We start from the raw sequence: 19659 nt of genomic DNA, 5'->3' as shown, positions 1-19659 counted from the left end.
AACATCCCCGGCTCTGGAATTCAGGTGCGAGCCACCTGCTCATTCAATTCAAGGCCACGGAGGCTGTCATGCTCAGTATTTTCAAACCCGCGCCGCATCGGGCGCGTCTGCCAGAGGCAGAGATTGATCCGCTATACCGTCGTCTGCGTTGGCAAATTTTCCTGGGGATCTTCTTCGGGTACGCGGCGTACTATCTGGTGCGTAAAAACTTTGCGCTCGCCATGCCGTATCTGGTGGAGCAGGGCTTTTCACGCGGCGATCTGGGGTTCGCGCTGTCGGGGATCTCTATCGCGTATGGTTTTTCCAAGTTCATTATGGGGTCCGTGTCGGATCGCTCGAATCCGCGCGTGTTTCTGCCCGCCGGTCTGATTCTGGCGGCTGCGGTGATGTTGTTCATGGGTTTTGTGCCGTGGGCAACCTCCAGCATTGCCGTTATGTTCGTGCTGCTGTTCCTCTGTGGCTGGTTCCAGGGGATGGGATGGCCGCCATGCGGACGTACCATGGTGCACTGGTGGTCGCAGAAAGAGCGCGGCGGCATTGTGTCGGTGTGGAACTGCGCGCATAACGTGGGTGGCGGTATTCCGCCGCTGCTGTTCCTGCTGGGGATGGCCTGGTTCAACGACTGGCACGCTGCGCTCTACATGCCTGCGTTTGGCGCCATTCTGGTGGCGATTATTGCCTTCGCGCTGATGCGCGATACGCCGCAATCCTGCGGCCTGCCGCCGATTGAAGAGTATAAAGACGACTACCCGGATGATTACAGCGAGAAGCACGAAGAAGAGCTGACCGCGAAGCAGATCTTCATGAAGTACGTGCTGCCTAACAAACTGCTGTGGTACATCGCGGTGGCCAACGTGTTCGTTTATCTGCTGCGTTACGGCATTCTGGACTGGTCACCGACCTACCTGAAAGAGGTGAAACACTTCGCGCTGGATAAATCCTCCTGGGCCTACTTCCTGTATGAATACGCGGGGATCCCGGGCACGCTGATCTGCGGCTGGATGTCGGACAAAGTGTTTAAAGGTAACCGTGGTGCAACAGGCGTGTTCTTCATGACCCTGGTGACCATCGCCACCGTGGTGTACTGGCTCAACCCGCCGGGCAACCCGGGCGTAGACATGGCCTGTATGATCGTCATCGGCTTCCTGATTTATGGCCCGGTCATGCTGATTGGCCTGCATGCCCTGGAACTGGCACCGAAAAAAGCGGCGGGCACGGCGGCAGGCTTTACAGGTCTGTTCGGCTACCTGGGCGGTTCAGTCGCGGCGAGCGCCATCGTGGGCTACACCGTGGACTTCTTCGGTTGGGACGGCGGCTTTATGGTGATGATTGGCGGTAGCGTGCTGGCGGTACTGCTGTTGATTGTCGTGATGATCGGTGAGAAACGTCACCACGCTGAAGTGCTGGCGCGTCGTCAATAAGGAACATGACCATGAAATTATCTCATTTAACCACCGGTCTGCTGCTGGCGGGCCTGATGACAGGCTCCGCGCTGGCGGCGGATAAAATCGTGATTGCCCACCGCGGCGCGAGCGGCTATCTGCCGGAGCATACGTTGCCGGCGAAAGCAATGGCCTATGCGCAGGGCGCGGATTATCTGGAGCAGGATCTGGTGATGACGAAGGACGACCAGCTGGTCGTCCTGCATGACCACTATCTTGACCGCGTAACGGACGTGGCGGAGCGTTTCCCGGACCGCGCGCGTAAAGATGGCCGTTTCTACGCCATTGATTTCACCCTGGCGGAGATCCGCTCCCTGAAGTTTACCGAAGGGTTCGAGATTGAAAACGGCAAGAAGGTACAGGTCTATCCGGGACGTTTCCCGATGGGCAAATCTGACTTCCGTATTCACACCTTCCAGGAGGAGATAGAGTTTGTTCAGGGGCTGAACCACTCGACCGGTAAAAATATCGGTATCTACCCGGAAATCAAAGCGCCGTGGTTCCATCATCAGGAAGGGAAGGATATTGCCGCGAAAACCCTGGAGGTCCTGAAGCAGTACGGCTACACCAGCAAGAAGGACAAAGTTTACCTGCAGTGTTTTGACGCCGCCGAGCTGAAGCGCATTAAAACCGAGCTGGAGCCGAAGATGGGGATGGATCTCAATCTGGTGCAGTTGATTGCCTACACCGACTGGAATGAAACCCAGGAGAAACAGCCGGACGGGAAGTGGGTGAACTACAACTACGACTGGATGTTTAAGCCGGGCGCGATGAAGCAGATTGCGCAGTACGCTGACGGCATCGGACCGGATTACCACATGCTGGTGGCAGAAGGCTCCACGCCGGGTCACGTGAAGCTGACGGCGATGGTGAAAGAGGCGCATGCCAGCAAGATGCAGGTTCATCCGTATACCGTGCGCGCAGACCAGTTGCCGCCGTATGCCACGGACGTGAATCAGCTTTATGAGGTGTTGTATAACCAGGCGGGCGTGGACGGGTTGTTTACGGATTTCCCGGATAAAGCGGTGAGTTTTTTGAAGGATTAACACTGGAATTGCCGGGTGGCGGCTGCGCCTTACCCGGCCTACGAACTAACCCTCTCCCACAGGGAGAGGGAACCAGGGCAATCACATCTCGATCTCAATATCGCCTTTTGCACGGCAGCAGCAGGGTAAAATTTCCCCTTCGTTGATAAAGGCCAGCGGTTCGGTCAGCCAGTCCACCTGGCCGGCGACCAGACGGCAGCGGCAGGAGCCGCAATAGCCGGAACGACACTGGTACTCTACTTCTACCTCATGCGCTTCAAGCGCCACCAGCAGAGAAGGGTGCTCCTCCCGACACAGCACCTCAGTGCCGGAAAGACTTAACGTGACGCGTGACATCAGAGCTGGAAGTCGCTCAGATCGTCAGTGTTGACTTCAGAATCAATCTGACCGACCAGGTAAGAACTCACCTCCACTTCCTGAGGCGCAACCTGCACGTTATCGGACACCAGCCAGGTGTTGATCCACGGGATTGGGTTAGAACGCGTCTGGAACGGCAGGTCGAGACCGACAGCCTGCATACGGATGTTGGTGATGTACTCAACGTACTGGCAGAGAATGTCTTTGTTCAGGCCAATCATGGAACCGTCGCGGAACAGGTAGTCTGCCCACTCTTTCTCCTGCTGAGCCGCCAGCACGAACAGATCATAGCACTCCTGCTTGCACTCTTCGGCGATTTCCGCCATTTCAGGGTCATCCGTACCGCTGCGCAGCAGGTTCAGCATGTGCTGGGTGCCGGTCAGGTGCAGGGCTTCGTCACGGGCGATCAGACGGATGATTTTGGCGTTGCCTTCCATCAGTTTGCGCTCGGCAAAGGCGAAGGAGCAGGCGAAGCTCACGTAGAAGCGGATCGCTTCCAGCGCGTTGACGCTCATCAGGCACAGGTACAGCTGTTTTTTCAGCGCGCGCAGGTTCACGGTAACGGTTTTACCGTTCACGTTATGCGTACCTTCGCCCAGCAGGTGCCAGTAGCTGGTCATCTCGATCAGTTCGTCGTAATAGTGCGCAATGCCTTCCGCACGCTTCTGGATCTGCTCGTTGGTGACGATATCGTCAAACACCACCGCCGGATCGTTCACGATGTTGCGGATGATGTGTGTATAAGAGCGGGAGTGGATCGTCTCGGAGAACGCCCAGGTTTCCACCCAGGTTTCCAGCTCGGGAATGGAAATCAGCGGCAGCAGCGCTACGTTCGGGCTACGGCCCTGAATGGAGTCCAGCAGCGTCTGGTACTTCAGGTTGCTGATGAAGATATGCTTTTCGTGATCCGGCAGCGACTGGTAATCAATGCGATCGCGGGAGACGTCTACTTCTTCCGGACGCCAGAAGAAGGAGAGTTGCTTTTCAATCAGCTTTTCGAAGATGTCATATTTTTGCTGATCGTAGCGTGCCACGTTGACCGGCTGGCCAAAGAACATCGGCTCTTTGAGCTGGTCGTTTTTCGTCTGTGAAAATGTGGTGTATGCCATTGCGGTGAGTCCTGTTGAGATTTTATTGCCCGGCAACACTGCGTTTGCCGGGCCTACAAAACCGTAGGCCGGGTAAGCGTAGTGCCACCCGGCGAAGTGCTTAGATCTTACATGCGCCGCTTTCGCAGCCATCGTCCTGAATTGACGGTACCATGTCGTCCTGCGCGTCTTCTGCACCGTCACGGGTGTTGTGATAGTACAGCGTTTTCACGCCAAATTTGTAGGCGGTCAGCAGGTCTTTCAACAGCTGCTGCATCGGTACCTTGCCAGACGGGAAACGCGTCGGGTCATAGTTGGTATTGGCAGAGATCGACTGGTCGATAAACTTCTGCATGATACCCACCAACTGCAGGTAGCCGTCGTTGTTTGGCATTTCCCACAGCAGCTCGTAGTTGTTCCCGAGTGTTTCGTAGTCCGGTACCACCTGACGCAGCACGCCGTCTTTCGACGCTTTGATGCTGACGTGGCCGCGCGGCGGCTCAATACCGTTAGTGGCGTTGGAGATCTGCGAAGAGGTCTCAGACGGCATCAGGGCAGAGAGCGTGGAGTTGCGCAGACCGTGAGTCTTGATGGACTCGCGCAGGCCTTCCCAGTCAAGGTGCAGCGGCTCGCTGACGATCGCATCCAGGTCTTTCTTGTAGGTGTCGATCGGCAGAATGCCTTTTGCATAGGTGGTTTCGTTGAACCACGGGCATGCGCCTTGCTCTTTCGCCAGCTCGTTAGACGCTTTCATCAGGTAATACTGAATGGCTTCGAACGTCTGGTGCGTCAGGTTATTGGCGCTGCCATCGGAGTAACGCTTACCGTTTTTCGCCAGCCAGTAGGCGAAGTTAATCACGCCGATACCCAGGGTACGACGACCCATCGCGCCACGTTTAGCGGCCGGAATTGGGTAATCCTGGTAGTCCAGCAGGGCGTCGAGCGCGCGAACCGCCAGCACGGCCAGCTCTTCCAGCTCGTCCAGGCTTTTAATTGCACCCAGGTTGAACGCAGACAGCGTACACAGCGCAATTTCGCCATTTTCGTCGTTCACGTCTTCCAGCGGCTTGGTCGGCAGGGCGATCTCAAGGCACAGGTTAGACTGGCGTACTGGCGCAACCACCGGATCAAACGGGCTATGGGTGTTGCAGTGGTCAACGTTCTGGATGTAGATACGGCCGGTAGAGGCACGCTCCTGCATCATCAGGGAGAACAGATCGACCGCCTTCACGCGCTGCTTGCGGATGCTGTCGTCTTTTTCATATTTGGTGTACAGACGCTCGAACTCGTCCTGATCGGCGAAGAACGCGTCGTACAGGCCCGGGACGTCGGACGGGCTGAACAGGGTAATGTCTTCCCCTTTCAGCAGACGGGTGTACATCAGTTTGTTGATCTGTACGCCGTAGTCCATGTGACGCACGCGGTTGCCTTCCACGCCACGGTTGTTTTTCAGCACCAGCAGGCTTTCCACTTCCAGGTGCCACATTGGGTAGAACAGGGTCGCAGCACCGCCGCGCACGCCGCCCTGAGAGCAGGATTTCACTGCCGTCTGGAAGTGCTTGTAGAATGGGATACAGCCGGTGTGGAACGCTTCACCGCCGCGAATCGGGCTGCCCAGTGCACGGATGCGACCGGCGTTGATGCCGATACCGGCGCGCTGGGAGACGTATTTCACAATGGCGCTGGAGGTCGCATTGATGGAATCCAGGCTGTCGCCACACTCGATCAGTACGCAGGAGCTGAACTGACGGGTAGGGGTACGCACGCCAGACATGATTGGCGTTGGCAGAGAAATCTTGAACGTCGATACCGCATCGTAGAAACGCTTCACGTAATCCAGACGGGTGTCACGCGGGTAGTTTGAGAACAGGCAGGCGGCCACCAGAATATAGAGGAACTGGGCGCTTTCGTAGATCTCACCGGTAACGCGGTTCTGAACCAGGTATTTGCCTTCGAGCTGCTTCACCGCCGCATAGGAGAAATTCATATCGCGCCAGTGATCGATAAACCCGTTCATCTGCTCGAACTCTTCTTCCGTATAGTCTTCCAGCAGATGCGTGTCGTATTTGCCCAGCTCAACCATTTTCACCACGTGATCGTAAAGCGCAGGCGGCTCAAACTGGCCGTAGGCTTTTTTACGCAGGTGGAAAATCGCCAGACGTGCAGCAAGGTACTGATAATCCGGTGCGTCGCGGGAGATCAGATCTGCCGCTGCTTTGATAATCGTTTCGTGGATATCAGACGTTTTGATGCCGTCGTAGAACTGAATGTGGGAACGCAGTTCAACCTGGGAGATAGATACGTTGTTCAGTCCTTCTGCTGCCCAGTCGAGAACTCGATGGATTTTGTCCAGATTGATACGCTCGGTCGTCCCGTCGCGCTTTGTCACCAGCAGACTCTGATTCATGTGGGTTTTACCTGTCCGTGAAATAAAAAATATCCCCCGCTTATCCACAGAATCGTCTTGTGACTAACTCTGTGGATAAATACTACATATAGGGGGTTTGCGATAAGAAAAACGCTATATGGTGAGTATTCTAGTATCGAATCTTTTCAGCACAAGGGTTGATTTTGACGTTAAATTGAGGTTGTGAAAGGGTAAAAAAGGCTAAGTCCTCGTACCGTAAGGCCTGGACGACATGTCAATAATTAAGAAAAAAAATTCAAAATTTGATCGAGTGCTGATTTCTTCAACGGGAGGGCAGAATTGCGCAACATGATGTCGCGCAATCTTTATAAGAATAACGAATGACGTTAGTCGTTTTTGGCGGTTGTATGCAACATATAGTTAACATCCACGCCCGGGGCGAGTTTGAATTTATCGGTCAATGGATTGTAGTGCAGGCCGGTAATGTGCTGCTCTTTAAGCCACGTCCGATCAACCCAGCTCAGTAATTCAGCAGGCTTGATGAATTTCTTCACGTCGTGCGTGCCTTTTGGCACCATGCGCAGCACATATTCCGCGCCGACGACGGCCATCAGCCAGGCTTTACCGTTACGGTTGATGGTTGAGAAGAAGACCTGACCGCCCGGTTTCACCAGTTTTGCGCAGGCGTTCACCACGGATTGCGGATCGGGAACGTGTTCCAGCATCTCCATGCAGGTCACCACATCATACTGGTGGGCATGTTTTGCAGCGTGTTCTTCCACGGTTTCCTGCACGTATTCAACCTGGATCCCTGACTCCAGCGCATGGAGACGGGCCACCTGCAAGGGTTCAAAGCCCATATCCAGACCGGTGACCGTCGCGCCTTCGCGCGCCATGCTCTCCGCCAGGATGCCGCCGCCGCAGCCGACATCAAGCACCTTCTTACCGAACAGGCCGCCGGAACGCTCCGCGATATAGCCCAGACGCAGCGGGTTAATGCGATGCAGCGGTTTGAACTCACCTTCGAGATCCCACCAGCGGGACGCCACCGCTTCAAATTTGGCAATCTCTTCGTGGTCAACGTTGTGAGCCACCGGGGATTTTTCGGCATTCATGGGCGCTTTTACTCCTTATTTAGCAAGACAAAGGAGTATATCAGGCAATCCCCATGAATAAAGCGTATAGGTTTACCTCAATCACCGCGGCTGTGTTATAATTTGCGACCTTTGAATCCGGGATACAGTAGAGGGATAGCGGTTAGATGAGCGACCTTGCGAGAGAAATTACACCGGTTAACATCGAGGAAGAGCTGAAGAGCTCCTATCTGGACTATGCGATGTCGGTCATTGTTGGCCGTGCGCTGCCGGACGTCCGCGATGGCCTGAAGCCGGTACACCGTCGCGTACTATACGCCATGAACGTATTGGGCAATGACTGGAATAAAGCCTACAAAAAATCTGCCCGTGTCGTTGGTGACGTAATCGGTAAATACCATCCCCATGGTGATTCCGCGGTGTACGACACTATCGTCCGTATGGCGCAGCCATTCTCGCTGCGTTACATGCTGGTAGATGGTCAGGGTAACTTTGGTTCTATCGACGGCGACTCCGCCGCGGCAATGCGTTATACGGAAATCCGTCTGGCGAAGATTGCCCATGAGCTGATGGCCGACCTGGAAAAAGAGACGGTTGATTTCGTTGATAACTACGACGGCACGGAAAAAATCCCTGACGTCATGCCGACGAAAATCCCTAACCTGCTGGTGAACGGCTCGTCCGGTATCGCCGTGGGTATGGCAACTAACATTCCGCCGCACAACATCACGGAAGTGATCAACGGCTGCCTGGCCTATATCGAAGATGAAGACATCAGCATTGAAGGGCTGATGGAGCACATCCCGGGCCCGGACTTCCCGACGGCGGCGATCATCAACGGTCGTCGCGGTATTGAAGAAGCGTACCGCACCGGTCGCGGCAAGATTTACATCCGTGCCCGCGCCGAAGTGGAAGCGGACGCTAAAACCGGCCGTGAAACCATTATTGTTCACGAGATCCCGTATCAGGTGAACAAAGCCCGTCTGATTGAAAAAATCGCCGAGCTGGTAAAAGAAAAACGTGTTGAAGGCATCAGCGCGCTGCGTGACGAGTCTGACAAAGACGGTATGCGCATCGTGATTGAGATCAAACGCGACGCGGTGGGTGAGGTTGTACTGAACAATCTGTACTCCCAGACTCAGCTTCAGGTCTCCTTCGGTATCAACATGGTGGCACTGCACCATGGTCAGCCGAAGATCATGAACCTGAAAGAGATCCTGAGCGCGTTCGTGCGTCACCGCCGCGAAGTGGTGACCCGCCGTACCATCTTTGAACTGCGCAAAGCGCGCGACCGTGCGCACATCCTTGAAGCGCTGGCGGTTGCGCTGGCCAACATCGACCCGATCATTGAACTGATCCGTCGCGCGCCAACCCCGGCAGAAGCAAAAGCCGGACTGGTATCCCGTCCGTGGGATCTGGGTAACGTGGCGGCGATGCTGGAGCGTGCGGGTGATGACGCGGCGCGTCCTGAGTGGCTGGAACCTGAGTTCGGCGTACGTGACGGTCAGTACTACCTGACTGAACAACAGGCCCAGGCGATTCTGGATCTGCGTCTGCAGAAACTGACCGGCCTTGAGCATGAAAAACTGCTCGACGAATACAAAGAGCTGCTGGAGCAAATTGCCGAGCTGCTGCACATTCTGGGCAGCGCAGAGCGCCTGATGGAAGTGATCCGCGAAGAGCTGGAGCTGGTCCGCGACCAGTTTGGCGACGAGCGCCGCACCGAAATCACCGCGAACAGCTCTGATATCAACATTGAAGATCTGATCAACCGCGAAGATGTGGTGGTCACCCTGTCTCACCAGGGCTATGTGAAGTATCAGCCGTTGACCGACTACGAAGCACAGCGTCGTGGCGGCAAGGGCAAGTCTGCGGCACGTATTAAAGAAGAAGACTTTATTGACCGTCTGCTGGTGGCCAACACCCACGACACGATCCTCTGCTTCTCCAGCCGTGGCCGTCTGTACTGGATGAAAGTCTATCAGTTGCCTGAAGCGAGCCGTGGCGCGCGTGGTCGTCCAATCGTCAACCTGCTGCCGCTGGAAGCGAACGAACGTATCACCGCCATTCTGCCGGTACGCGAGTACGAAGAGGGCGTGAACGTCTTTATGGCGACCGCCAGCGGTACCGTGAAGAAAACCGCGCTGACCGAGTTCAGCCGTCCACGTTCCGCCGGGATCATCGCGGTGAACCTGAACGAAGGCGACGAGCTGATCGGTGTGGATCTGACCTCCGGTTCTGATGAAGTCATGCTGTTCTCTGCGGCCGGTAAAGTGGTGCGCTTCAAAGAGAACGCCGTGCGCGCAATGGGTCGTACAGCGACCGGTGTACGCGGTATCAAACTGGCGGGTGAAGATTCCGTTGTTTCCCTGATCGTTCCTCGCGGCGAAGGTGCAATCCTGACCGTCACCCAGAACGGTTACGGTAAACGTACCGCGGAAAGCGAATACCCGACCAAATCACGTGGCACGCAGGGCGTTATCTCTATTAAGGTTACCGAGCGCAACGGTTCCGTTGTGGGTGCGGTACAGGTCGATGATGCCGACCAGATCATGATGATCACTGATGCCGGTACGCTGGTGCGTACACGCGTATCTGAGATCAGCGTGGTGGGTCGTAACACCCAGGGCGTTATCCTCATCCGTACTGCGGAAGATGAAAACGTGGTGGGTCTGCAGCGCGTGGCTGAGCCGGTGGATGACGAAGAGCTCGATTCCATCGACGGTAGCGTTGCGGAAGGTGATGATGAAATCGCGCCGGAAGCGGACACCGACGATGATACAGCGGATGACGCTGACGAGTAATGTCTCCTGACGCAAAAAGGGCCGGATTCCGGCCCTTTTCTTTTACGTAAGCAGACAAGTGAACGTTGCGGCAAGCCGCGTTTACCGCTACCTTAACCACATTCTTTTGACCCCGACGGCGGAGCCTCGCCCCTTTGAAATACCTCGTCTCCTTTCGTACCACGCTGAAAGTTTCTCGCTATCTGTTCCGGGCGCTGGCGCTCCTGCTTTGGTTGCTGGTGGTCCTGCTGTCGGTGTTCTACATCGTCAACGCGCTGCACAAGAAAGAAGCGGAGATCCGCCAGGAGTTTAATTTAAGCTCCGATCAGGCCCAGCGTTACATTCAGCGAACATCTGATGTGATGAAGGAGCTGAAGTATATTGCTGAAAACCGGCTGACGGCGGAAAACGGCATCCTGGCGCTTCGCGGGCGTAATGACAAAACCGAAGTGCCGGACTTCCAGCCGCTGTTCCCGGACTCCGACTGCTCCACCATGAGCAACACCTGGCGCGGGTCGCTGGAATCCCTCGCCTGGTTTATGCGCTACTGGCGCGACAATTTTTCCGCCGCCTACGATCTCAATCGCGTCTTCCTGATTGGCAGCGAAAATCTCTGCATGGCTGACTTCGGCCTGCGCGACGTGCCCGTCGAGCGTGATGATGCGCTGAAAAGCCTGCATGAGCGTATTGTGAAATATCGCAATGCGCCGCAGGACGAGCGCGGGAATAACATCTTCTGGATTAGCCAGGGGCCGCGCATGGGCGTGGGCTATTTCTACGCGCTGACGCCGGTTTACCTCGGTAACCGCCTGCAGGCGCTGCTGGGCATTGAGCAGACCATCCGCATGGAAAACTTCTTCACCCCAGGCAGCCTGCCGATGGGTGTGACCATTCTGGATGAAAACGGACATCAGCTGATCTCGCTTGCCGGGCCGGATAACCGTTTGAACGTCGATCCGCACTGGATGCAGGAACGCTCGTGGTTTGGTTACACCTCCGGCTTTCGTGAGCTGGTGTTGAAAAAAAGCCTGCCACCGTCGTCGCTGAGTATCGTCTACTCGCTGCCGGTCGATATGGTGCTGGAGCGGATACGCATTCTGATTATGAATGGAATTCTGCTCAACCTGCTGGTGGGAGGGGCGCTGTTTACGCTGGCGCGCATGTATGAGCGAAGAATCTTTATTCCCGCCGAAAGCGACGCCCAGCGTCTGGAAGAGCACGAGCAGTTTAACCGTAAGATAGTCGCCTCGGCACCGGTGGGGATCTGTATTCTGCGTACTCAGGACGGGACCAACATCCTGAGTAACGAGCTGGCGCACAACTATCTGAACATGCTGACGCATGAGGATCGTCAAAGGCTGACGCAAATCATCTGCGGTCAGCAGGTAAACTTTGTCGACGTGCTCACCAGCACCCATACCAACCTGCAGATCAGCTTTGTTCACTCCCGCTATCGTAATGAAAACGTGGCGATTTGTGTGCTGGTGGATGTCTCCGCACGCGTGAAGATGGAGGAGTCGTTGCAGGAGATGGCGCAGGCGGCGGAGCAGGCCAGCCAGTCGAAATCTATGTTCCTTGCCACCGTCAGCCACGAGCTGCGTACGCCACTGTACGGGATTATCGGTAACCTCGACCTGTTGCAGACGAAAGAGCTGCCGAAAGGGGTAGACAGGCTGGTGACGGCGATGAACAACTCCTCCAGCCTGCTGCTGAAAATCATCAGCGATATTCTCGATTTCTCTAAAATTGAGTCTGAGCAGTTGAAAATCGAACCGCGGGAGTTTTCGCCGCGTGAAGTGATGAACCACATCAGCGCCAACTATCTGCCGCTGGTGGTGCGTAAACAGCTGGGTCTCTACTGCTTTATTGAACCGGATGTGCCGCTGACGCTGCACGGCGATCCGATGCGCCTGCAGCAGGTCATCTCTAACCTGCTTAGCAACGCCATCAAATTCACCGATATTGGCTGTATCGTGTTACACGTCTGCCGGGCGGGGGATTACCTGAGCATTCGCGTCCGTGACACGGGTGTAGGCATCCCGGCGAAAGAAGTGGTTCGCCTGTTCGACCCGTTCTTCCAGGTCGGCACCGGCGTGCAGCGTAACTTCCAGGGCACCGGTCTGGGGCTGGCGATTTGTGAGAAGCTCGTCAGCATGATGGACGGTGATATCTCGGTGGATACCGAGCCCGGCATGGGCAGCCAGTTCACCATCCGTATTCCGCTCTATTCGGCGCAGTATCCGGCAAAAGCGACGGTTGACGGGCTGAGCGATAAGCGCTGCTGGCTGGCGGTGAATAACGCTTCGCTGAATGATTACCTGACGGCGCTGCTTACCCATAGCGGCGTGAGGGTGTGCCGCTATGAAGACCAGACGCCGGACGCGGATGACGTGCTGATCGCCGACGAGATGCCGGAACAGGCGTGGCAGGGGAGAGGAACGGTACTCTTCTGTCGTCGCCACATTGGCATACCGGTTGAACGTGCGCCGGGAGAGTGGGTACACAGTGTCGCCACGCCGCATGAGCTGTTGAGCCTGCTGGCACGCATCTACAAAGTGCAGCTGGAAGAGAACGACGGAGCTGGTGAATTGCCGTCACCGGAAGGTCTGGCGTCAGTGAATGACGATATGATGATTCTGGTCGTGGATGACCATCCGATTAACCGCCGACTGCTGGCAGACCAGCTCGGGTCGCTTGGCTACCAGTGCAAAACGGCCAATGACGGTGTGGATGCGCTGAATGTGCTGAGTAAAAATCATATTGATATCGTTCTCAGTGACGTCAACATGCCTAACATGGACGGCTACCGTCTGACGCAACGTATCCGCCAGCTTGGCCTGACGTTGCCGGTGGTGGGCGTCACGGCGAACGCGCTGGCGGAAGAGAAACAGCGATGCCTGGAGTCAGGCATGGACAGCTGTCTGTCGAAACCGGTCACGCTGGACGTGCTGAAGCAGACCTTGTCGGTCTATGCGGAACGCGTCAGGAAAACGAGGATATAAAAAAGGCCCTTTCGGGCCTTTTTTATTTGCCCGGCGGCGCTTCGCTTGCGCGAACACCACCCGGCATTTACTGCGGTGATCAATCCTTGTCCGTTGCGCTCAGCGTCACGGAGGAGAGATAGTTCAGCAGGGCAATATCGTTGTCCACGCCCAGCTTCATCATTGCGGATTTCTTCTGGCTGCTGATGGTTTTAATACTGCGGTTCAGCTTCTTGGCAATCTCGGTCACCAGGAAACCTTCAGCGAACAGGCGCAGAACTTCGCTCTCTTTCGGTGACAGACGTTTGTCACCGTAGCCACCCGCGCTGATTTTTTCCAGCAGACGAGAGACGCTCTCAGGCGTGAACTTCTTGCCTTTCTGCAGCGCAGCGAGCGCTTTTGGCAGATCGGTCGGTGCGCCTTGTTTCAGCACAATCCCTTCGATGTCCAGATCCAGCACGGCGCTCAGGATCGCCGGGTTGTTGTTCATGGTCAGAACAATGATCGAGATGTCCGGGAAGTGACGTTTGATATATTTGATGAGCGTAATCCCATCACCGTACTTATCTCCAGGCATGGAGAGATCGGTAATGAGCACGTGCGCATCAAGCTTTGGGAGGTTATTGATCAGTGCTGTAGAGTCTTCAAATTCACCGACTACATTCACCCACTCGATCTGTTCAAGCGATTTGCGAATACCGAACAGTACAATCGGATGGTCATCGGCAATAATTACGTTCATATTGTTCATGTATAAGGCTACCTTGCTACAGCAAGCTTTTGACGTAGTCGTCAATGTCGCTGATGTATTTTTCAATGCCAGAGGCATCTTTCTCACGAATTAGATGTTCCAGCGTTTCACATAACTGCTTGCCGGGAACCAGATTAAGCATGGCAAACACCCCTTTAAGCCGGTGTGCTGTCTGCGCCAGCGCTGCAAAATCATTCGCAGCGGACTCAGTATACAACCGCTTAACATCATCTGGTACTGTATCAACAAAGAGTGAATAGTATCCGCTGGCGTGAAGCTCGGCGTTTTCATTGCCGCCTAACGGGGATTCCGTTATCTCATCCTGCGCCAGCTGCTCTTCTATTAGTTGTAGTACAGCTTCCTGCATCGCATTGCTTATATTAAAGTTGACGCGCAGCTGGCCAGGGCCGATTTTCCGCACGCCTGACTCATCATCGCTTAAAAGCAAGCCCGAGGCAGTAAGATTAGACGGATTATCCGTTAAAAACAGATCAAATTCTTGACTTGCCAGTCGTTCATCCGGCGTGATGCAGGCCGCGCCCCAGTTTTCTAACTGACGCACCACGATGTTGCGAATCTCGTTTGAGGTCACATCCACCATCGCCACCACGTCATCCAGCAGGCGCTCTTCATCTTCTTCCTGCGGATTGACGGCCATTTTCACGTGCAGAGAGTAGCGAGTGCCGAGCGATTCACGTGCTTTGATATTCAGGTGGCCGCCGAGCTTACGCGCCAGCTGATCGCACAGCCAGAAGGTCAGGGCGTTAGCCTTACCGTAATGATCGCTTTGTGTGTCATTCAGGAACGGGAAGTGCAGATTATCAATTTCACTCGTCGTGACGCCTTCACCGGTGTCCAGAATGCGGAACGTCAGGCGATCTTCTGCCGACTCGTCGGTGCTCACTTCGAGGGTGATCTTGCCGATCTGCGTGGTGGTCACGGCATACTGAATAATCATCAGCAGAATGCGACGTAGCGCTTCGCGATCGCCATGGCGTTCGTCATTCGCCGGTAAATGGTTGTTGATCAGCAGTTGCAGACCTTTACGCTTGATCACCGGCAGGACTTCCGGAACCACTTCATCGATCAGATCCTGAATGGAGAAGAGGGAAGGCGTACCTTTCCAGAAATCATTCTCCAGCATGTTCGCTAACTGGATCTCATCCACCATACGAACCAGCGAGTCGGCCTGGCAGGCAAGCTGGTGGCTTTCAGAGGTGTTTAACGCCGCCGCCTGGGTTGCCAGCGTTTTTAACGGCTGTTTGAAGGCGTCGCCAATATTCTGCATAAAGGCGGCGCGCCCCTGCTGGTTCTTCTCATACAGCCTTTGCGCCTGCTTGAGTTTCTTATTCACCAGCACTTCGCGATCCTGGTCGCGGATAATGAAGATTTGCGTGCGTGGGGCTACCTGACTGCGGAACTGACGGATCTCGTACAGTTCATTATTGATGGTGGCCTGAATAACCCCCTGGTGCTGATCCGCCATGGTGGTGATGTTCTGCAGGTTAAGATGCGGCAGCAGATGGTCTGCAATTTTATTGCTCATCACCGTGCGGTTCGCTTCCTGATCGTGGACTAATACGCCCAGCGGCAGCACGGAAACAATCTCTTCATTGAGCGCGCGTAACACGCGAAGTTCATTCGTGTTGCCCGCGGTAACCGCAGAGGCGTCGCTATGACGTCCCGGCTGGAAGCGGAAGGTGCTGTAGCCAAACAGGGCCAGCGCCAGCAGGCCGATATTCAGCAGCAACGGCAGCAAAATATTTTGCAGGGTATCGAGCAGCAGGGTGCCAAACGGTACCTGCCACACCAGGCGCATGCCGGTTGAGTTCAGTGACGAGGCAATTTCAATTTTCGAGCCGTTAAAGGAGATGGTGACGCTCTCTGCGGCCTCTTTGTCCGACGCCGCGCGCATGTTCTGGGTACTGCTGTCTGGCTCCATACGGAAGCTGTCGAGCGGCATATCCGGCGGGATCAAATCATTAATAGGCAAATCAAACGCCACGACCGTCGCCAGATGTCCCGGCTGGTTGAACGTGGTACGCAGGGTAAAATAGTGACCATTTTGCCAGGCCAGGCGGCGCAGCGATGAGAAACTTTCACGCTCATCAAGGGCATTCGCCTGCTGCAGCATTTCTGCACGGCGGGAATCGACAATGCCGCCAACGGTCGTCTCTTTAAAACCAGAAGAGAGATCTTTCAATGGCAGCGTCGAGATCAGGATCATGCTGTTGTCCTGACCATTCAGATAGTACATCGACCACGGCACCGTCTCGGCACCCCAGAGGGTATCCAGATAGGTTGAAATACGCTGCGTCATCTCAAGCGTTGCGCTGTCGTGAGAGCCAAAGATAAGCGCCTCAGTCTTACGCTGCGGTTTTTCGAGATAGTAGACATCCTGCTTAAGCCGGGTCTCCTGAAGCCCATCCCCCGATGCGCTTGCAGGCGCTGCGGCAATATTGTCGTAAATCTGCCAGGTGGCGTAGCGCCAGGTATCAATGCGCTTGTGGACGGCATGAGTGATATCAACCACCTGGTAGCTCTTGTCCTTCAGCCAGGCGTTTACCGCGCTCTGCACCATCACGCCCAGGGTGACTAATAACACAACGATCAAAAGAAGAAAGAAACGGGTGATGCTCCCGGGAAGAAGGGAGAATTTGCTCGGGGCGGTAGTTTCAGTCTGACTCATTGATATCTTTAACCCGTAATGGTCGTGCTCTGTGGCGATAGGGCAGTATAAAGGGTAATACCTGAATTTCCAGCGCCACTGGCCTGGAACAGGCGACTTTTTCAGGGAACACTGAGGAAGAGGCGATGTGCGTTAAAAGTGTACAAGTTCACGATGCGTGTACAAATAAAAGAAACTTCTCGCCAGTAAATAGCACGAATTAACAAGAAATTAAGTTTCTGCTGAATTTTTGCACGTTGGTTGACCCTCGTAACGGGATTAGTTAATAGTCGTTACAATTTAGTGCTGGTAGCACATAAAAAGAAAAGTTACGTAAAGAAGGGTAAAAAAAACCGAATGCGATGCATTCGGCTCAATTAGGGATAAACAGACATTCAAAACTGAATGACGGTAATAAATAAAGTTAATGATGATAGCGAGAGCTATTTTAGAGATTAGGTGCGATCTTGTTTTGTCATTCAGTGCTGTAACGATTTATATCCCAACACATTGAAATTTAATGGAATAATATTAATTTTGATAATAAATGCTAATTTTCTAAGCTATTTGTGCTTTGTAAAAGTTCCTTGATATTAACATTCTGAAACATGTTGATAGATGAATGAAACATCTTCAAAGTTTTCGTATCATATTCGCATTGGATTATTCTGTAATTTTGCGGAGAATGAAATTGCCGACTGGTTAATGAGGGTTAGCCAGTAAGCAGTGGCAATTATAAGGCATATAACAGAGGGTTAATAAAATGAAAGTTAAAGTACTGTCCCTCCTGGTACCAGCACTGCTGGTAGCAGGCGCAGCAAATGCGGCTGAAATTTATAACAAAGATGGCAACAAATTAGATCTGTACGGCAAAGTTGATGGTCTGCACTATTTCTCTGACGACAAGAGTGCTGACGGTGACCAGACCTACATGCGTCTTGGCTTCAAAGGTGAAACTCAGGTTAACGATCAGCTGACCGGTTACGGCCAGTGGGAATACCAGATCCAGGGCAACACAACAGAAAGCGACAACCAAGCCTGGACCCGTGTGGCGTTTGCTGGTCTGAAATTCGCTGAAGCGGGTTCTTTCGATTACGGTCGTAACTACGGTGTGATCTACGACGTAACGTCCTGGACTGACGTGCTGCCAGAATTTGGTGGTGATACCTACGGTGCAGACAACTTCCTGCAATCTCGTGCTAACGGCGTGGCAACCTACCGTAACCAGGACTTCTTTGGTCTGGTGGATGGCCTGAACTTTGCTCTGCAGTATCAGGGTAAAAACGGTAGCGTAAGCGGTGAAAACGACACCGGTCGTAGCACCCTGAAACAGAACGGTGACGGTTACGGTGCGTCCCTGACCTATAACCTGGGCGAAGGCTTCAGCATCGGTGGTGCAATGTCTTCTTCCAAACGTACCGCCGATCAGAACAACACGGCTAACCCAGCCCTGAAAGGCGAAGGCGATCACGCCGAAGTCTATACGGGTGGCCTGAAATACGATGCCAACAACATCTATCTGGCCGCGCAGTACTCTCAGACTTATAACGCAACACGTTTCGGCAACTCTCAGAGCAGCAGCGATATCTACGGTTTCGCTAACAAAGCGCAGAACTTCGAAGTGGTTGCTCAGTACCAGTTCGACTTCGGCCTGCGTCCATCCGTGGCTTACCTGCAGTCTAAAGGTAAGGACATCGAAGGGTATGGCGACCAGGATCTGCTGAAATATGTTGATGTGGGTGCGACTTACTACTTCAACAAAAACATGTCTACCTACGTGGATTACAAAATCAACCTGGTTGATGAAAATGAGTTCACCCGTCAGGCCGGTATCGGTACTGATGATATCGTCGCGCTGGGTCTGGTTTACCAGTTCTAATCGCGTCGTAGTATGACTCAGGGGCCTGATGGCCCCTTTTTTGTGCGTGTTTTTGGATCTCACAATTGACCCGTTTTGGTGTACTCTTGCCGCCCTGGCATGAGGATAATAATGAATGGATATGACTTTTTTACGCGCCAGCTTTCTGGCTATGCTTTTTTTCCTGACCGCATGTAACGATCCCGCCCCCGTGGCGAAAACCGACGCACCCGCTGCCACGGTGCTGGAAGGCAAAACGATGGGCACCTTCTGGCGCGTCAGCGTGATGAATCTCGATAAAACGCGCACGGAAGAACTTCGCGGCAAAATCCAGGCTCAGCTGGACGCCGACGATCAGCTGCTGTCGACCTACAAAAATGACTCGGCGCTGATGCGCTTTAACCTCTCCACCAGTACGTCTCTGTGGCCGGTGAGTGAAGCGATGGCTGATATCGTCACCGAGTCCATTCGCGTGGGATATAAAACCAACGGTGCGATGGACGTGACCGTCGGACCGCTGGTGAACCTCTGGGGATTTGGCCCGAATAAACAGCCGGTGGCGACGCCCGATCAGGCGGCTATTGATGATGCCCGTGCCCGGACAGGGCTGCAGCATCTGACGGTGATCAATCAGTACGGCCAACAGTACCTGCAAAAAGATATCCCCGATCTGTTTGTCGATCTGTCGACGGTAGGGGAAGGCTACGCGGCGGATCACCTTGCCGCGCTGATGACGCAGGAAGGCATTTCGCGCTATCTGGTCTCCGTGGGCGGCGCGTTAGTCAGCCGGGGCATGAACGCCAGCGATAAACCGTGGCGCGTAGCGATTCAAAAACCGACCGATCGGCAAAATGCCGTGCAGGCGATAGTCGATATCAACGGACATGGCATCAGCACCTCCGGGAGTTACCGTAACTATTACGAGCTTGACGGGAAGCGCATCTCGCATGTTATTGATCCGCAGACCGGGCGGCCGATCGCGCATAATCTGGTCTCTGTGACGGTGATTGCGCCGACGGCGCTGGAAGCCGATGCCTGGGATACCGGCTTAATGGTCCTCGGCCCGGAAAAAGCGAAAGAGGTGGTTCGTCAGGAAGGGCTGGCGGTGTACATGATCACCAAAGAGGGCGACGAGTTTAAAACCTGGAGCTCGCCGCAGTTCAACAGTTTCCTGGTGAGCGACAAAAATTAAAAAGCAAGGTTGCGGGTTTTTTATCAGTGGC

The 19659-nt window shown here is 54.3% G+C and carries 12 protein-coding genes; 6 read left to right on the top strand and 6 right to left on the bottom strand.

What is annotated here, in order from left to right; translation table 11 throughout:
* Nucleotides 1-68: 68 nt before the first annotated feature.
* Together glpT and glpQ are read left to right on the top strand one after the other, a co-directional pair.
* Entirely contained in the window at nucleotides 69-1421 is a 1353-nt protein-coding gene (gene glpT / locus ACMGGM_RS06450; RefSeq protein WP_014884613.1) for a glycerol-3-phosphate transporter, read from the top strand.
* Between the two features lie 11 nt (nucleotides 1422-1432).
* Nucleotides 1433-2488: a glycerophosphodiester phosphodiesterase gene (gene glpQ / locus ACMGGM_RS06445; RefSeq protein ID WP_050862915.1), complete on the top strand. Its 1056-nt coding sequence runs from the start codon at nucleotides 1433-1435 to the stop codon at nucleotides 2486-2488.
* A gap of 81 nt (nucleotides 2489-2569) precedes the next feature.
* Here the strand turns inward: glpQ and yfaE are convergent, their stop codons facing one another.
* From yfaE to ubiG, 4 genes are all read right to left on the bottom strand, one after another.
* Nucleotides 2570-2824, bottom strand: coding sequence for a class I ribonucleotide reductase maintenance protein YfaE (yfaE, locus tag ACMGGM_RS06440; RefSeq protein ID WP_023338559.1), 255 nt, complete (start codon nucleotides 2822-2824; stop codon nucleotides 2570-2572).
* Nucleotides 2824-3954 carry a class Ia ribonucleoside-diphosphate reductase subunit beta gene (gene nrdB / locus ACMGGM_RS06435; protein WP_014884611.1) on the bottom strand — a complete coding sequence of 377 codons (1131 nt, stop codon included), beginning with the start codon at nucleotides 3952-3954 and terminating at the stop codon, nucleotides 2824-2826. The genes yfaE and nrdB overlap by 1 nt, the downstream gene beginning before the upstream one ends.
* Before the next feature lie 100 nt (nucleotides 3955-4054).
* Nucleotides 4055-6340 (bottom strand): class 1a ribonucleoside-diphosphate reductase subunit alpha, encoded by a 2286-nt coding sequence (nrdA, locus tag ACMGGM_RS06430; protein WP_014884610.1) that lies wholly within the window; start codon nucleotides 6338-6340, stop codon nucleotides 4055-4057.
* Nucleotides 6341-6687: 347 nt separating this feature from the next.
* Nucleotides 6688-7416 (bottom strand): bifunctional 2-polyprenyl-6-hydroxyphenol methylase/3-demethylubiquinol 3-O-methyltransferase UbiG, encoded by a 729-nt coding sequence (ubiG, locus tag ACMGGM_RS06425; RefSeq protein WP_014884609.1) that lies wholly within the window; start codon nucleotides 7414-7416, stop codon nucleotides 6688-6690.
* A 146-nt stretch (nucleotides 7417-7562) separates the two neighbouring features.
* Between ubiG and gyrA the strand changes: the two genes are divergently transcribed.
* Both gyrA and rcsC read left to right on the top strand, forming a co-directional pair.
* Complete coding sequence (gyrA, locus tag ACMGGM_RS06420; protein WP_045134322.1) at nucleotides 7563-10199, top strand: DNA topoisomerase (ATP-hydrolyzing) subunit A; 2637 nt, start codon at nucleotides 7563-7565, stop codon at nucleotides 10197-10199.
* A 134-nt stretch (nucleotides 10200-10333) separates the two neighbouring features.
* Nucleotides 10334-13180 carry a two-component system sensor histidine kinase RcsC gene (rcsC, locus tag ACMGGM_RS06415; RefSeq protein WP_063943728.1) on the top strand — a complete coding sequence of 949 codons (2847 nt, stop codon included), beginning with the start codon at nucleotides 10334-10336 and terminating at the stop codon, nucleotides 13178-13180.
* Between the two features lie 79 nt (nucleotides 13181-13259).
* On the opposite strand, the gene rcsB is transcribed toward rcsC, so the two are convergent.
* Entirely contained in the window at nucleotides 13260-13910 is a 651-nt protein-coding gene (gene rcsB / locus ACMGGM_RS06410) for a response regulator transcription factor RcsB (protein WP_003859405.1), read from the bottom strand.
* A gap of 16 nt (nucleotides 13911-13926) precedes the next feature.
* Complete coding sequence (gene rcsD / locus ACMGGM_RS06405; protein ID WP_045268967.1) at nucleotides 13927-16599, bottom strand: phosphotransferase RcsD; 2673 nt, start codon at nucleotides 16597-16599, stop codon at nucleotides 13927-13929.
* 742 nt (nucleotides 16600-17341) lie between these two features.
* On the opposite strand from rcsD, the gene ACMGGM_RS06400 reads away from it, so the two are divergent.
* The gene (locus ACMGGM_RS06400; protein ID WP_014884606.1) at nucleotides 17342-18457 is read left to right on the top strand and encodes a porin OmpC; all 1116 of its coding nucleotides are present in this window, start codon (nucleotides 17342-17344) and stop codon (nucleotides 18455-18457) included.
* Between the two features lie 151 nt (nucleotides 18458-18608).
* A complete protein-coding gene (apbE, locus tag ACMGGM_RS06395) occupies nucleotides 18609-19628 on the top strand; it encodes an FAD:protein FMN transferase ApbE (RefSeq protein ID WP_396294964.1) in 1020 nt (339 codons plus the stop codon).
* The last annotated feature ends 31 nt before the right edge of the window (nucleotides 19629-19659 follow it).

Origin of the sequence: Enterobacter sp. BNK-14 (assembly GCF_047456095.1) — a bacterium.
Taxonomy (GTDB): Bacteria; Pseudomonadota; Gammaproteobacteria; order Enterobacterales; family Enterobacteriaceae; genus Enterobacter; species Enterobacter kobei.
This window is presented reverse-complemented; position numbering and strand designations above follow the sequence as displayed.